Below are 14221 nucleotides of genomic sequence, written 5' to 3'. Positions count from 1 at the left end.
TTCTTTTCTCAGAATTTGAAGTTGTGTAGCTGGTGATAATCAGCTTTGTCAATAACCCTGTCAATACTCCCGTTTTGTAGTATGGCGATTTTGTCACAGGTATGAAATAAGGTTTCTATGATATGAGAACTTATCAGAACAGCTTTGTTTTCAGATTTTAGATCCCGGATAATGTCGTATAAAACATGTACACCTTCAAAGTCGACACCATTAAATGGTTCGTCCAGAATATTAACAGGTTTGTCCAATAATAACATCCCTATAAGGGCTAGCTTCTTTTTCATTCCACTGGAATAGTCCTGAGCAAATTTTTCTAATGGAAGTCCGAAATTTTCGGTTAGCAAGTTGTATTTCGATTCTTTATCTTTCGAAAAATAACCAAGGTATTCTTTTCCGGTAATGTACGGATAGAAATAGTTTTCGGTTTCTAAGTAAGATATATTTTCTCTTTTTAGAGATTCGTTGTGCCATTTAATAGTTCCACTGTATTTCACATTTTGATACAGGGATTCGAACAAGGTTGTTTTTCCGGCTCCATTCTTTCCGAGAATACCGATAACAATACCTTCCTCTATATTCAGATTAAGGTTATTAAGAACATTCTGAGCTTTAAAGCTTACATTCAGATTTTTAATTTCCAACATATTGGCTGATATTTTCTTTTGCAGATTTAATGTTATCGACAATAATTACAACGGCAGGGATAATAGTTATAGTATAGATAAAATAGGATAAATATATTCCCATATCAAAATAATTACTCCTCACTTTATAGTGATAGACTTTATACTTTCTGGTTAATGCCAGTATAAGAAACAAATTCATAAACAGAATATAGTATAGTAACAGCAGGCTATTTTCTCTATTCAGAATTAAAAAAACTATATAGACAGGCAAGAATACGAGATTGAATAATTTCATATTCTTACGGATCTTATCTTCCAGAGTATATTTTCTGAAATACATTTCCAGCATTTCTTTATTTTCATTATCAGAGTACAGCCTCGGAAACAAGTCCAGAACGAATAACCCGCAGAAAATTAATGTGGAAATATGATAGGCAGACGCTATAACAACCAGATAGATGATAATAGCTGCAACTGTATTTTTTCTCAGTAAACATTTCCATTCAAAAAGTTCATTAGGAATAAAATCCCATTTAGAAGTAACACTAATTTTTGTCTTAGGATAAAAAAATGAAAAGCTTGTAATCAGAAGTAATCCTGCAAAGCCTATTATATCGTACTTATGGTATATGTTTCCAAGAAGTAAAAACAAATAGATGAATGTAGATTCAAGGAAGATAATAATGCGCCAGTTCTTTATAAAAGCTTTTTTTAGAAAAGGAATATCTTTTCTTCTAAAATGAAATGACAGGGCTATCAAAAAGAAGAGTAGAGGATATAAGCGGTTGTCAGGAAGTTTAAGCGCGATTAAAACTCCTGCAATAATTAAAAAAGGTAAAGCAGTCTTACCCTGAAAGCTGAAAATTCGAAAGCACTGACTAATTCTGAAAATAAAATGATGGAAAATTGCTTTCAAATTCTATGGTTATTGGATGGATAGGCTGTATTAACAATATTACTACATCCCAAATTTATAAAAAATCACTTTCCATTGAATAATTTTAATAAACTTTATAATTTATAGCCCATTGCTCACTCTATATGATAATTTATAGGATTTAATATGAATTGAAATTAGAGAGGAATCCTATATTGGGAAGCTGTATAAGATTTTCTGGCCGGAAATTTGCTTAATGTTACCCGAATTTATAGATCCTTTGTAATGTTATAGAATATATTTTTAATAAAAATAACATTCGGAAAATAGAAATTTTGTAATTTTGTAGCATATAAAAGACACATGGCGAATCCTTTATTTTATGCAAAAATAATTTTGTTCGGAGAATACGGAATGATTGAAGATTCTCAGGGGCTCGTTGTACCTTATAGTTTCTATAAAGGAACTTTAAAGTTTTCAGAAGCTGACTCCGATTCTGAATTCGAGATAAACTCCAACAAACATTTGCAAAAATATTCAGACTTTCTTTCAGACCTGAATCTTTCTGATGATTTCAGACTGGATATCGAAAGCTTTAAAAAGGATATTTCTAATGGTCTTTTCTTCGACTCTAATATTCCGCAAGGCTATGGAGTAGGAAGCTCAGGAGCTTTAGTAGCTGCTATATTCGAACGCTATTCAGTTAACAAACATAATCCGGAAAATATATCGAAAGATAATCTGAAACACCTTAAAGCTGTTTTCGGAGAAATGGAAAGTTACTTCCATGGTAAAAGTTCCGGTATGGATCCGTTAATCTGCTATATGAATCTGCCAATCCTTATTGAAAACAAAGAAAACCTGGACAGAGTTGCTTTACCCGAGGGTGAGCATGGTAAAGGAGCTGTTTTCTTAATAGATTCCGGGCAGATAGGGGAAACCGGACCAATGATTCAGATTTTCTTCGAGAAACTGAAGAATGAAGGTTTCCGCAAAACATTAAAAGACGAATTTATCCGATACAATAATGCCTGCATTGATGCGTTTCTAAAAAAAGATATGAACCCTTTCTTCAGAAACCTTAAAAAACTCTCACATTGGGCATATGAGCATTTCAGACCAATGATTCCGGAAAATATTTTCAATGCATGGAAGAGAGGTCTGGATACCAATGCATACTATCTGAAACTTTGCGGTAGCGGAGGAGGTGGTTATATTCTTGGTTTTACCAAGGATTACGATAAAGCCGACAAGATGTTAGAAGGTTTCCAAAAGGAAGTTATCTATCGTTTCTAATAATTAAATTTTAAAATTTCAACAAGTGTGAAGAATCGTTTGCTCTCCAGATTATCTGTATTTATAGGATTTTTGCTGGGAGCAAGAGCTTTTGTCACATTTCTGCTGATTTTCGCATTATACGTTTCAACATTCTTTTTATTTAATCAGGAAGAAAGCCTTAAGAGCTTTGTTTTCGATTATAAAGTACACGGAATTATATTTTGTAGTTTCCTCAGTATAATGGCTGGCGGCATTATCAACCAGTTTTATGACCGCGAAAAAGATAAAATAACCAAACCTTTCCGTAGTAAATTTCAAAGCTTTCTGGGACAGAAGTATTATTTGTATGTTTATCTTACACTTAATATACTCTCTTTAGGCATTGCAGCATTTATTTCCGAAAGGGTATTTGTTTTCTTTCTAATCTATCAGTTCCTGATGTGGTTCTACAGTCATAAACTAAGCAAAATTCTGGTTGTAAATAATCTCACATTTGTAGGACTTAGTCTTTACCCTTTCTTTGGTATGCTAATCTATTACCAGACATATTCGCCACATCTGATGATGATGTCGGTATTTCTGTTTCTGATACTGCTTACTATAGATATTGTCAAAGACCTTCTAACCAGTAATGCCGACCGTATTTTTGGATATGATACGATCGCTAATAAGTTTGGTATAAAAACAGCTAAAATTGTTGCTATTATATTGCTTATTCTTAATATTGTTGTCTCTGCACTTATTATAAAAGGAAATGCTGTACATTATCTGATGTCTTACTATTTCTGTGTGGGTATGTTTATTCAGGTAATTGTTGTGTATTTATTACTCAACAGGACCAAATTTCATAGTTTCTCAGCTCTAAATCTATTACGTCTGTGGGTGTTTATTGGAATTTTATGCATGTTATCTGACGGAATTCTTACCTATCTTCACTACTAGCTTTTATTTTTCGTAACTTTGCCGAAAATATAGAATATAGAAATGAGCAGAGAACGTAAAAATTTTTCAGACAGACAGAAAAACGGAAAACCAGGAGAGAGAAAAACTTCTTTTGACAAAACTTCCCGCTCTGCATCCGACTCAAAGAGAGGTGGTGGTAAAACTTTCGATTCCAGAGATAAATACGAAAAAGGTGATCGCAAATTTGGCGGACCTAAATCATTCAAAAGACCTTTTGACAGGAAAGCTGAGCATGATGAGAAAATCAAAGGTTATATCCTGAAGAGAAAGTTTGATAAGCTAGCCAATAAGCCTGAAAAAGAAACCATACGTCTTAATAAATATATTGCAAATTCAGGAATTTGCAGCCGTCGTGAAGCAGATGATCTTATTACACAAGGTTTGGTAGAAGTAAATGGTAAAGTAGTTACTGAAATGGGTTACCAGGTTCAGAAAACAGACAGAGTTGTTTTCGACGGACAGGGTATTACTCCGGAAAAACCAGTATATGTATTACTAAATAAGCCAAAAGGTTATCTTTCTACAACGAAAGATGAGAAAGCACGTAAGACAGTAATGGATCTGGTAGCGAATGCATCTCCATACAGACTATTCCCTGTGGGGCGTTTGGACAGACAAACGACTGGTGTTATCTTGTTAACCAATGACGGACACATGACTAAAAAACTTACGCACCCATCATTCGGGATGAAGAAGATATATCATGTTGTATTGGACAGAAAACTTTCTATTGAAGATCTTCAGGCAATTCGTGAAGGTATTCGTCTTGAGGAAGGTGTTGCAGAGGTAGATAATATTTCTTTTATTGAAGGAAAACCTAAAACAGAAGTTGGTATAGAAATCCACATCGGATGGAACAGGGTTGTACGTCGTATCTTCCAAAGATTGGGCTACGAAGTTGAAAGCTTGGACAGAGTAATGTTTGCAGGTCTTACCAAGAAGAATGTAAAAAGAGGGCATTGGAGAATCCTTACAGAACAGGAGGTTAATAATCTAAAAATGCTTTAATCAATAATATAAGAGTTTCTTTATGAAACTCTTTTTTTTTGTATTATCAATTTTCTGATATTTTATTTTTAACTTTATCTGATTACCAAATCGTATAATTTTAAAAACTAATTTATTATGAAAAAATCAATTTCATTATCATCCCTTGCGGTGATTATGCTTCTGGCTTCATGCAACAGAGATTCGCCGTCAGAAAATTCACTTCAGAATACCAACGCAGAAAATTCAGCAAAAGGTATTGTCACCAATCTTACTGAACAAGATCTGCCAAACATTCAACTTACAGGGAGCAATGCCGCTCCTTCCCAACATTTAACTTATTACTTTCCCGCAGATGCTGTTTTGCAAATGAATAAGGTTAAGATTACCAGATCGGCTCTAACTGAATATTTCTCGGTAATTAATTATAATGGTGGTTATGCAGGATTACAACAAACACCAGACAAAAGCTTTGGAACGCCTAATATTCTGATTGCTTCTTTATGGGATAAAAATACTGCCGGTGGCAGTTATGCAGGATATAGTTACCTTGGATCCAAAACTGTAGCCAGCAGATTTGGTGGAGAAGGAGATGGGCAGAAAACAATTAATCCATATCAATGGAAACTAAACAACTGGTATAATGTAGTACTACGTTCTTGGAAAGAGAATGGGAAAATCTATATTGCCAATTTTATACAGGATTTGGCAACCGGAAAATGGTTCCTTACTTCAACTATTTACAGAGATGCATCGACAGGAAATCTGGGAACTTATATCGATACATTTCTTGAAAACTGGGTAGGAGATAATCCAAAATATGATGGCAGATATGTGCGTAAGGCTTACCTTAAAGATGCGTGGAGCTTAGATGCCAGCAACGCATGGCAAAAGTCAACAAGCAGAAACTTTAGTGCCAATAGCGGGGATCAGGGAAGAAATGGATATTTCGACCGTGCATTCAATTCGGGATATGATGCAGGTGAAGATGCATACTTTATGGTTCATGGCGGTACTACAGTACCTGATACTGCATTTGGAACAGGAAGAACCTTACAATTGCCGACTCAGACTAATCAGGGAGCAGCTCCGGTAATCCAGAATCTGGAAAGAACTTCTGCAACAGCACAGTATGGAAGTAATAAAGTTACAGTCTCATGGGCTATTAATGATACCAAAGCACCACAATTATCTTATAATATACAGGTGCTAAACAGTAGCGGGGCAGTTGTACAGACTGTTCAGAAAATAAAACCTGAACAGCGTACAGAAACTATCACTACAACTTTGGCAAAAGGTAATTATACTGTAAAGCTTACGCTGACAGATATTTTTAATAATGACACAGCACCTGTGGAAATTCCTATAACGGTAAATTAGATTATCAAAATGATGTGTAAAACCCAATAAAAAAACATCACAGGTTTCTGAAACCTGTGATGTTTGTATTTTAAAAGAGATAAGATACCAATACTTTTTAGAAAATATAGGAGACACCAGCATTTACAAAACCTCTTGTTCCAATATTAGGTTCTATGAAAACACCAAAATCTTTTCCGTATCTAAGGCCTATAGGCATGATGTTGAAACCAAAAGTTGTAAGATTATCTTTCTCTTCAGCTTTAGAAGTTTTGTCAATATATTTAGCATTTTTAAATAAAACTCCTGCAGACACTCCGGAATAGAGCCTTAATTTTCTATCAGCCCCTGACCAAAAATAATCGACTCTTGGCAGAACCGAAACAAGAGACTGACTAGTAAAACCAGTTCCTTTTTCATCGAAAGATTCCATGTTGAATTCCAGGCCATAGCGCCATTTCATATCACGATTGTACATCATAACATTAAGGCTTAGAACACCATTGCTGTTAGATGTTTCTTCTAAATTCCCCGTAATAGCATTTCCTACAAAATCATAAAGCGAGCTGCTAACCCCAAAGATAGAAGGTGTTCCGTATGCTGCCGAAATTTCAATTTTTTGTGCTTGTAATAAGGATGCAGAAATCAGAGGTATAAATAATAAAAGTTTCTTCATAGTTTTTATATTGATTAAACCTGGCAAAGGTATATAAAAAAGGCAGCTTCCATTTTAAAAGAAACTGCCTTTATTATTAGATTTTTCTAATCTTTAGATGGCTTTAGTTATGCCAAAACACTTACTTTATTTTCGATTAGCTCATAGATCGTATCTTTTCCGCTGTCTGGCTTTACATTTACTGCACGAGTACCATTGAAGTGAAGACAGGTTATAAATCCTTCTTTTACGGCATCCAGGCAAGTGGCTCTTACACAGTAATCTAATGCAAGTCCTGCTATTTCTACCAATTCAATATCATGATATTTTAGAAAATCAGTAAGGCCTGTTTTCATAAAGTGATTGTTGTCCTGGAATGCACTATAACTATCAATTTCAGGGTTTTTACCTTTCTGAATAATATGTGTTGCTTTGTCACGATTTAATGCAGGATGAAACTCTACACCAGGTGTTCCCTGTACACAGTGATCGGGCCACATAAACTGAGGAATACCATTCAATATAATTGTTTCACCTACATTTCTGCTATTATTAGAAGCAAAGCTTTTATGATTGGCTGGATGAAAATCTTGTGTTAATATAATTTGATCGTACTGATCGCTGTCCATAAGGCCATTGATGTACGGAATAATTTCGCTTGCTCCTGGTACAGCTAAAGAGCCTCCTTCACAGAAATCATTTTGTACATCTACTATAATTAATGCTTTTTTCATTTTGACGATTTAATTAACAAATTTATGGTAAATTTGATAGATAAACGAATTGCATGGATTTAGAGCAGAAAAAATATCCCATCGGAAGATTTCAGAAACCTGCGGAATTTGATGAAGGCAAAATAAAAGACTGGATTACAGTTATAAAGGAATTTCCTAATAAAGTAAAAGAACTGACACAGAATATGTCCGATGAACAATTGGATACTCCATATAGAGAAAATGGCTGGACAGTACGGCAAGTAGTGCACCATTGTGCAGATTCTCATATAAATTCCTTTACAAGATTCAAGTTGGCGCTTACCGAGGATAAACCAGTTATAAAACCTTATATGGAAAATTTGTGGGCAGAATTAGGTGACACAAAGCACCTGCCTATAGATTCATCATTATCCATATTGGAAGGATTGCACCATCGTTGGACGGTTTTGTTGGAAAGTATGACTTCTGAGGATTATCACAGAATATTTGTGCACCCTGAGCATAATAATGAAATTTCGCTCTATACAGCACTGGCTACCTATGATTGGCATTGTAACCATCATTTAGGACATATACAATTAACACTACAAAAGTAAAATGGGAATATTTGATTTATTTAAAAGCAAAGAGGAGTTGAAGAACAGTCCGTGGCTTACTATAGAGTCAACTGAAAATTTGGATAAGGTTGTTGAGGAGTCCAAGCATACTAAAGTAGCTATTTTTAAGCACTCTACGAGCTGCTTTATCAGTAAAATGGTTCTGAAAAATTTTGAAACAGATCTTAATAAACATGCTCCGGAAGGATACAAGTTCTATTATCTGGACCTGTTGCGTTTCAGACCTATTTCCAATCAGATTGCTGAACAATTTATGATAAGACATGAAAGCCCGCAGATTATTGTGTTGGAAAATGGAGTTGCGATTTACAAGGCTTCGCATGAAAATATAAACCTGGAATTACTACCTTAGAAGAATGATAACAGAAAATTTCTCAAAATATATTCAGCAGCTTTTTGGCATTCAGGATCAGCAGGTTTCGGTTTGTGAGAATCTCATAAAACTTAAAACCATTCCAAAAGGAAGAGTACTTGTAAGAGCAGGTGAAATAAATAAAGAACTTTATTTTGTAGAGCAGGGACTTCTCCGTCAGTTTTTTACAGATAAAAACGGAAAAGAGCATGTATTATACTTTGCTCCGGAAAATTGGCTGCTAGGGGATAGAAACAGCTCCTATTTTGGCCTTCCTACGGATTTTACAATAGAGGCTGTGGAAGATACTGTTGTTGTAATCCTTGAACCGGAATTTTTTATTAATCTGAGTAAGGAGTATAAAGATGCGATTGAAAAATCTGAATTCTTGCTGCACCGTCATATCCGCCAGCTTCAGAAAAGAGTATCACAGTTATTAGGGGCTACTGCAGAAGAGCGATATCTGGACTTTATTACTACCTATCCAAATCTTATGATGAGAGTTCCTCAGTGGATGATTGCTTCATATCTGGGAATAACCCCGGAAAGCCTTAGCCGTGTCCGCAGAGAACTGGCAAAGAAGAACTTTCTTCCCGGATAATTAGGAGCTTAAATTAATATTTAGTATCACAAAAAATGAAAAAAATAACGCTTCTGTTAGTTGTATGTGTAGGTTTGCTCAGTGCTCAGAAACTAACTTCAAATGAAATATCTATTATAAAACAGGGAGATATTCATTCTGCATTACCTGTTTATAATGTAAGTGAGCCTGAACAGAGTAAAACACTGCTTGGTATGTCCGCAGATATTGATCCAAAAGATCCCAATACAGCTATTCTGGTTGAACGGATGAAACTGTCCCTGCTTTCAACAGGCAGTGGAGTTGGTATTGCCGCACCTCAGGTAGGAATTAACCGAAGAATAATTTGGGTTCAGCGTTTTGATAAAGAAGGGAAGCCATTTGAATATTTTCTGAATCCTGTAATTCTGTGGAAATCACAATTGCAAAACCTTGGACCAGAAGGGGATCTTTCTATCACAGATTTTAGAGATCAGTTTTATAGAAGCAAAGTCATACAATTGGAGTATTCGGATTTGAAAGGTAAAAAACATACCGAAATAGTAGAAGGTTTTACTGCGGTTATTTTTCAGCATGAAATAGATCATCTTTCAGGTATTTTGATATCTGATAAAAAAGAAAAAGAAAAAAATGATCTTTATGAGAGAGCTGATGCTTTTATTAAAATTAAATAATAACATTTAAATTGATTATAAAATGGAAATAAAACACAAAAGAGAAGGTTCAAAAGGAGTATTTGAAGCTATTGAATATGACAGAGTTGTTGGGTTAATGACATATTCGGTAGCCGGAGAAGACAAAATTATTATTGATCATACAGAAGTAGATGAAGCTTTCGGAGGAAGGGGAATAGGAAAGCAGTTGGTGAATGCAGGAGTAGATTACGCACGCGAGAATAACATTAAAATAATACCATTGTGTCCTTATGCAAACAGAGTTCTGCATAGTTCCGATGAATATAAAGATATTTTAGCATAGATTAAATGGATTTTTACTATCAGGAGAAAGCGGTTAAGGGCTTTAGCATGCAGCTGGAAGTCATAGAACTTTCCTGGTGGTTCTACCTTATTACAGGGCTGGTTTCTATTGGACTGGCCCATAATTTTTTAAGACAATCTCAGAAAGAAGTAACCAGACTTAATTATTTTTTTTCATTGTCTTATGCATCAGCAGTCAGCTATATTGTGATTTTATTTACAGTTATACTGACAGGAGCTGTTGTAAAGCAGATAAGTCATGAATTCTCTCTTCCGAAATATTCTGCTAAAGTAATTGATCCATCTTATAGGGTAGGTGTACGTGAAAAGAACCTGGGAGTCTCTGAATACAGACCTTTGGTAGGTTTTGCAGATCAGAATAATCACATCATTAATATTCCTTTGAATATGGCTTCTGAAGAACGCTTTTCTGAAGGAAGTTTTGTGAAAGTGGGCTATAAAGAAGGAATGAATTATGCTTATGCTTTCAATCCGAAGCGGTATATCATTTATTTTGGTGAGTTGGTATTTCTTGCCGTTTTTTATTCTGGTTTACTTTTTATCCTTGGGTATGGCCTCCGGAATGAATACCTGAAAGATAAGGCGGTATTGTTTACAACAATCATTTTCGGATATCTTGTCATTCCGGGAATGATGCTCTTTATGGCATTACTAATGACAAAAGCCTTACTGGGTAAGTTAGCAGGCAATTCGGATCTCAGTTGGGGCGGATTCTTCATCTGTTTGTTTTTTGTTATTGTACTGGTTTTTAGTATTTATGGCTACTTCATGTTTATCTTTAAATCAACTCCTGCAGATTTATCCGGAAAAGTAAATAGCAAAAAAAAGCCAGCTAAAAGCTGACTGTTATTTTGTTTAAAATACCATTTCTGGTACATTATCATCTGCGTAAAGCTTTCCGGCCGTAGCGGCTTTTATTTCTTCAAGGCTTACTCCGGGAGCTCTTTCCAGAACTTTAAATCCACCTTCAGGAAGTACTTCGTAAACGCCTAATTCAGTAACAATCTTTTTAATACATTTTACTCCGGTTAATGGTAAAGTACATTCCGGCAATAGTTTGCTCTCGCCACTTTTATTTACCTGCTGCATTGCTACGATAATATTTTTCGCAGAAGCTACAAGATCCATAGCGCCACCCATACCTTTTACCATCTTTCCTGGAATTTTCCAGTTGGCTATATCTCCGTTCTCAGAAACTTCCATAGCACCAAGAATTGTAAGATCTACTTTTTGTGCTCTGATCATTCCGAAACTTAATGCAGAATCAAAAATAGCAGATCCGGGAAGAGTAGTGATGGTTTGTTTACCGGCATTAATAAGATCCGGATCTTCTTCACCTTCAAAAGGAAAAGGCCCCATACCTAGTAATCCATTTTCAGATTGTAATACAACATTTACACCCTCCGGAATATAGTTGGCAACCAGTGTAGGAATCCCAATACCCAGATTAACATAACTATTATTTTTTATTTCTCTTGCAATACGTTGTGCAATTTGTTCTTTTGTTAACATGTTTAATAATTTGAAAATTTGGCAATTTGAAAATTTGAAAATATATGTTTTCAAATTTTCAAATCATTATTACTATTTCTTTCTTACCGTTCTCTGTTCAATTCTTTTTTCATAATGATCACCCTGGAATATTCTATGAACATAGATTCCGGGAGTATGAATTTCATCGGGGTTAAGCTCTCCGACTTCAACCAATTCTTCAACTTCAGCAATGGTTATTTTACCTGCCATAGCCATTACCGGATTAAAGTTTCTGGAAGTAGAACGGAAAATAAGATTTCCGGCAGTATCGCCTTTCCAGGCCTTTACAATTGCAAAATCTGCGTCGAAAGCATATTCCAGTAAATAGTCTTTACCATCGAAGTTGCGCACTTCTTTGCCTTCCGCAACCTCAGTACCTACACCTGCAGGAGTATAGACAGCCGGCATTCCGTAGCCAGCAGCCATACAACGGGTTGCTAATGTCCCTTGCGGGATCAGTTCCACTTCCAGTTCGCCGCTAAGAAGCTGTCGTTCGAATTCCGCATTCTCACCTACATAAGAAGATATCATCTTCTTAATTTGTCTTTTATGAAGAAGTAAACCTAGTCCAAAATCATCGACTCCGGCATTGTTAGAAATACAAGTAAGGTCTTTCACTTCCTTTTTTACCAATTCTGCAATACAATTTTCAGGAATTCCGCAAAGACCGAAACCTCCAAGCATAATCGTCATGCCATCCTGAATTCCGTCACAGGCCTCCTGTACATTTTTAACAGTTTTATTAATCATTATTAGATTTATTTTTAGGGTTGATTTAGTAATACTTAAGGTTCATATCAGGTTTTATCTTCAGCAATGTTTCATAAATAAGCTGAATAACATTCCCGACATCTTCTTTACTTACCATTTCTACAGTGGTATGCATGTATCGTAAAGGTAATGAAATTAATGCAGAAGGAACACCGCCGTTAGAATGAGCAAAAGCATCTGTATCTGTACCTGTTGCACGGCTGGCCGCAGCTCTCTGGAATGGTATTTTTTTCTTTTTCGCCGTATCAATAATCAATTCACGGATGGTGTGATGCACACTCGGAGCAAAGAAAACTACAGGTCCGTTACCACACTTTTGGTCACCTTCCTTTTTCTTTTCTATCATTGGTGTTGTTGTATCATGAGTTACATCGGTAACGATAGCTATATTAGGTTTTATAGTATCTGCAATCATTTCTGCACCATATAAACCTACTTCTTCCTGTACAGAGTTGGTAATGTACAATCCAAATGGCAGTTTCTTTTTGTTTTCCTGAAGAAGTCTCGCTACTTCTGCAATCATAAATCCCCCAATACGATTGTCCAGAGCTCTGCATACAAAATATCTGTCATTAAGCTCGAAGAAAGTGTCCGGATAGGTGATCATACAGCCTACAAATATTCCAAGGTCTTCTACTTCCTGTTTAGTAGTGGCACCACAATCGATAAAGATATTGTCCAGCTTTGGTGTTGGCTCATTCTGATTAGCACGGGTGTGAATAGCCGGCCATCCGAATACACCTTTTACCACACCTTTCTCACCATGGATATCTACTACCTTGGACGGTGCAATTACCTGATCAGAGCCTCCGTTGCGGATTACATAGATAAAGCCATCATCCGTAATATAGTTTACATACCACGAGATTTCATCAGCGTGGGCTTCTATAACTACTTTAAATTCAGCTTCAGGATTGATAATACCGTATGCAGTACCATAGTTATCAACTTCAATTTTGTCTACATAGGGTTTAATATATTCAGTCCAGGCTTTTTGTCCATTGTGTTCGAAACCTGTTGGAGATGAAGTATTTAGATAATTTTCTAAAAATTTAATAGAGGTCTTGTTGAATTTCATGTATTAAGGTATGATTTTTGTTATACGTCATTACTCGTAAAATTATGAAAAAATATAGAATTTTTAGTCTGATTTGTTTCTTTATGGCAATTTTGGCATATAGTCAGAAGGTTGACACTATAGCAACTATAGGTGAATTGAAAGATGAGAAAAACGTCAAGATGCAAGTCGATAAAGACGGTCGCAAATACTATTGGGACGATAAATTACAAGCAAAAATATATACAGAAGACAATGGTGATAAGCTCATCGAAATGGATGAGATAAAGCTACTTAACAAGCCTCATTTCAATAATCAGTTAGATAGGAATTATTTTGATTTTCTAAATAAAAAACTTTTCAGAGTTTACCCATTATTTGTAAATGCTCTGGAGCAATATAGAAGTCTCCAAACTGATCTTGAAAAAGTAAATGAAGATGACAGAAGGTCTTATGCCAGAAAAAGACAAAATGAATTGGCAGACCGTTATGAAGCAAAGTTAAGAGACCTTACCACAACCGAAGGTCAGGTTTTTGCTAAATTAATGAACAGAGCAACGGGTAAAACGGTATTTACAATTATCAGAGACTTAAGAGGAGGATGGAGTGCTTTCTGGTGGAATCTGAAAGGTAAAGCTGCAGATATTGAGCTGAAAAAAGAATACAACCCTTATTTGAACAGGGATGACGAATTTATTGAATCTCTGTTGCAATCCAACTGGAACTACGGATATTTAACTCCTTATCCGGGGTATAAAGATTTTAAAGTAAAAAAGTCAGTTGACTAAACTTATACAAGCCTTTCATTTTTGAAAGGCTTTTCTTTTATATCTTTGCCAGCATAAATAATAA

Annotated in this window: 18 protein-coding genes; 11 read left to right on the top strand and 7 right to left on the bottom strand. The window is 35.4% G+C overall.

All coding sequences use genetic code 11. The annotated features are described in order from the left end of the window. Window positions 1-8 precede the first annotated feature (8 nt). Both AYC65_RS08215 and AYC65_RS08210 read right to left on the bottom strand, forming a co-directional pair. Window positions 9-644, bottom strand: coding sequence for an ATP-binding cassette domain-containing protein (locus AYC65_RS08215; RefSeq protein WP_034867309.1), 636 nt, complete (start codon window positions 642-644; stop codon window positions 9-11). Continuing rightward, window positions 631-1542: a hypothetical protein gene (locus AYC65_RS08210; protein ID WP_034867307.1), complete on the bottom strand. Its 912-nt coding sequence runs from the start codon at window positions 1540-1542 to the stop codon at window positions 631-633. Before AYC65_RS08210 ends, AYC65_RS08215 begins: the two co-directional genes overlap by 14 nt. A 324-nt stretch (window positions 1543-1866) precedes the next feature. Between AYC65_RS08210 and AYC65_RS08205 the strand changes: the two genes are divergently transcribed. The 4 genes from AYC65_RS08205 (at window position 1867) to AYC65_RS08190 (ending at window position 6111) form a co-directional block, all read left to right on the top strand. Next, window positions 1867-2799: a mevalonate kinase family protein gene (locus AYC65_RS08205; RefSeq protein WP_034867305.1), complete on the top strand. Its 933-nt coding sequence runs from the start codon at window positions 1867-1869 to the stop codon at window positions 2797-2799. 27 nt (window positions 2800-2826) lie between these two features. Further along, complete coding sequence (locus AYC65_RS08200; protein ID WP_052114612.1) at window positions 2827-3723, top strand: UbiA family prenyltransferase; 897 nt, start codon at window positions 2827-2829, stop codon at window positions 3721-3723. A 42-nt stretch (window positions 3724-3765) separates the two neighbouring features. After that, window positions 3766-4752, top strand: coding sequence for a pseudouridine synthase (locus AYC65_RS08195; RefSeq protein ID WP_034867303.1), 987 nt, complete (start codon window positions 3766-3768; stop codon window positions 4750-4752). 117 nt (window positions 4753-4869) lie between these two features. Continuing rightward, complete coding sequence (locus AYC65_RS08190) at window positions 4870-6111, top strand: DUF3472 domain-containing protein (protein ID WP_034867301.1); 1242 nt, start codon at window positions 4870-4872, stop codon at window positions 6109-6111. 97 nt (window positions 6112-6208) lie between these two features. Here AYC65_RS08190 and AYC65_RS08185 read toward each other — a convergent pair whose 3' ends face one another. Both AYC65_RS08185 and pncA read right to left on the bottom strand, forming a co-directional pair. Continuing rightward, on the bottom strand, window positions 6209-6766 hold the full coding sequence (locus AYC65_RS08185) for a hypothetical protein (RefSeq protein ID WP_034867299.1): 558 nt from the start codon (window positions 6764-6766) through the stop codon (window positions 6209-6211). A gap of 107 nt (window positions 6767-6873) precedes the next feature. Then, on the bottom strand, window positions 6874-7479 hold the full coding sequence (gene pncA, locus AYC65_RS08180) for a bifunctional nicotinamidase/pyrazinamidase (RefSeq protein ID WP_034867298.1): 606 nt from the start codon (window positions 7477-7479) through the stop codon (window positions 6874-6876). Window positions 7480-7532: 53 nt separating this feature from the next. Here pncA and AYC65_RS08175 point away from each other — a divergent pair, with 53 nt between their 5' ends. From AYC65_RS08175 to AYC65_RS08150, 6 genes are read left to right on the top strand one after another with little or no spacing between them, the layout of a single operon-like run. After that, window positions 7533-8057, top strand: a complete 525-nt coding sequence (locus AYC65_RS08175; protein WP_034867296.1) for a YfiT family bacillithiol transferase — start codon at window positions 7533-7535, stop codon at window positions 8055-8057. A gap of 1 nt (window position 8058) precedes the next feature. Beyond that, window positions 8059-8430, top strand: a complete 372-nt coding sequence (ytxJ, locus tag AYC65_RS08170; RefSeq protein ID WP_034867295.1) for a bacillithiol system redox-active protein YtxJ — start codon at window positions 8059-8061, stop codon at window positions 8428-8430. A 4-nt stretch (window positions 8431-8434) separates the two neighbouring features. Next, window positions 8435-9031, top strand: a complete 597-nt coding sequence (locus AYC65_RS08165) for a Crp/Fnr family transcriptional regulator (RefSeq protein WP_034867293.1) — start codon at window positions 8435-8437, stop codon at window positions 9029-9031. Between the two features lie 35 nt (window positions 9032-9066). Continuing rightward, window positions 9067-9684 carry a peptide deformylase gene (locus AYC65_RS08160; RefSeq protein WP_052114611.1) on the top strand — a complete coding sequence of 206 codons (618 nt, stop codon included), beginning with the start codon at window positions 9067-9069 and terminating at the stop codon, window positions 9682-9684. A gap of 22 nt (window positions 9685-9706) precedes the next feature. Continuing rightward, window positions 9707-9988 (top strand): GNAT family N-acetyltransferase, encoded by a 282-nt coding sequence (locus AYC65_RS08155; RefSeq protein WP_034867291.1) that lies wholly within the window; start codon window positions 9707-9709, stop codon window positions 9986-9988. A gap of 5 nt (window positions 9989-9993) precedes the next feature. Continuing rightward, complete coding sequence (locus tag AYC65_RS08150) at window positions 9994-10851, top strand: hypothetical protein (protein WP_034867289.1); 858 nt, start codon at window positions 9994-9996, stop codon at window positions 10849-10851. A gap of 12 nt (window positions 10852-10863) precedes the next feature. On the opposite strand, the gene AYC65_RS08145 is transcribed toward AYC65_RS08150, so the two are convergent. The 3 genes from AYC65_RS08145 to AYC65_RS08135 all read right to left on the bottom strand — a co-directional run bounded on the left by AYC65_RS08145 (window position 10864) and on the right by AYC65_RS08135 (window position 13390). Beyond that, window positions 10864-11520 carry a CoA transferase subunit B gene (locus AYC65_RS08145; protein ID WP_034867287.1) on the bottom strand — a complete coding sequence of 219 codons (657 nt, stop codon included), beginning with the start codon at window positions 11518-11520 and terminating at the stop codon, window positions 10864-10866. Between the two features lie 72 nt (window positions 11521-11592). Continuing rightward, on the bottom strand, window positions 11593-12291 hold the full coding sequence (locus AYC65_RS08140; protein ID WP_034867286.1) for a CoA transferase subunit A: 699 nt from the start codon (window positions 12289-12291) through the stop codon (window positions 11593-11595). 25 nt (window positions 12292-12316) lie between these two features. Further along, on the bottom strand, window positions 12317-13390 hold the full coding sequence (locus tag AYC65_RS08135; RefSeq protein ID WP_034867283.1) for a M28 family peptidase: 1074 nt from the start codon (window positions 13388-13390) through the stop codon (window positions 12317-12319). A 44-nt stretch (window positions 13391-13434) separates the two neighbouring features. Here AYC65_RS08135 and AYC65_RS08130 point away from each other — a divergent pair, with 44 nt between their 5' ends. Then, on the top strand, window positions 13435-14157 hold the full coding sequence (locus AYC65_RS08130) for a DUF4294 domain-containing protein (protein WP_034867279.1): 723 nt from the start codon (window positions 13435-13437) through the stop codon (window positions 14155-14157). Window positions 14158-14221 lie beyond the last annotated feature (64 nt).

The sequence above is a fragment of the Elizabethkingia bruuniana genome (genome assembly GCF_002024805.1).
In the GTDB taxonomy this organism is placed as follows: domain Bacteria; phylum Bacteroidota; class Bacteroidia; order Flavobacteriales; family Weeksellaceae; genus Elizabethkingia; species Elizabethkingia bruuniana.
Note: the sequence above shows the minus strand (reverse complement) of the source record. Positions and strands in the feature narration are given on the sequence as shown.

Coding starts and splice junctions, on each gene's coding strand:
- AYC65_RS08215 (WP_034867309.1), bottom strand. CDS start 644: ATGTTGGAAATTAAAAATCTGAATGTAAGCTTTAAAGCTCAGAATGTT.
- AYC65_RS08205 (WP_034867305.1), top strand. CDS start 1,867: ATGGCGAATCCTTTATTTTATGCAAAAATAATTTTGTTCGGAGAATAC.
- AYC65_RS08195 (WP_034867303.1), top strand. CDS start 3,766: ATGAGCAGAGAACGTAAAAATTTTTCAGACAGACAGAAAAACGGAAAA.
- AYC65_RS08190 (WP_034867301.1), top strand. CDS start 4,870: ATGAAAAAATCAATTTCATTATCATCCCTTGCGGTGATTATGCTTCTG.
- AYC65_RS08185 (WP_034867299.1), bottom strand. CDS start 6,766: ATGAAGAAACTTTTATTATTTATACCTCTGATTTCTGCATCCTTATTA.
- pncA (WP_034867298.1), bottom strand. CDS start 7,479: ATGAAAAAAGCATTAATTATAGTAGATGTACAAAATGATTTCTGTGAA.
- AYC65_RS08175 (WP_034867296.1), top strand. CDS start 7,533: ATGGATTTAGAGCAGAAAAAATATCCCATCGGAAGATTTCAGAAACCT.
- ytxJ (WP_034867295.1), top strand. CDS start 8,059: ATGGGAATATTTGATTTATTTAAAAGCAAAGAGGAGTTGAAGAACAGT.
- AYC65_RS08165 (WP_034867293.1), top strand. CDS start 8,435: ATGATAACAGAAAATTTCTCAAAATATATTCAGCAGCTTTTTGGCATT.
- AYC65_RS08160 (WP_052114611.1), top strand. CDS start 9,067: ATGAAAAAAATAACGCTTCTGTTAGTTGTATGTGTAGGTTTGCTCAGT.
- AYC65_RS08155 (WP_034867291.1), top strand. CDS start 9,707: ATGGAAATAAAACACAAAAGAGAAGGTTCAAAAGGAGTATTTGAAGCT.
- AYC65_RS08150 (WP_034867289.1), top strand. CDS start 9,994: ATGGATTTTTACTATCAGGAGAAAGCGGTTAAGGGCTTTAGCATGCAG.
- AYC65_RS08145 (WP_034867287.1), bottom strand. CDS start 11,520: ATGTTAACAAAAGAACAAATTGCACAACGTATTGCAAGAGAAATAAAA.
- AYC65_RS08140 (WP_034867286.1), bottom strand. CDS start 12,291: ATGATTAATAAAACTGTTAAAAATGTACAGGAGGCCTGTGACGGAATT.
- AYC65_RS08135 (WP_034867283.1), bottom strand. CDS start 13,390: ATGAAATTCAACAAGACCTCTATTAAATTTTTAGAAAATTATCTAAAT.
- AYC65_RS08130 (WP_034867279.1), top strand. CDS start 13,435: ATGAAAAAATATAGAATTTTTAGTCTGATTTGTTTCTTTATGGCAATT.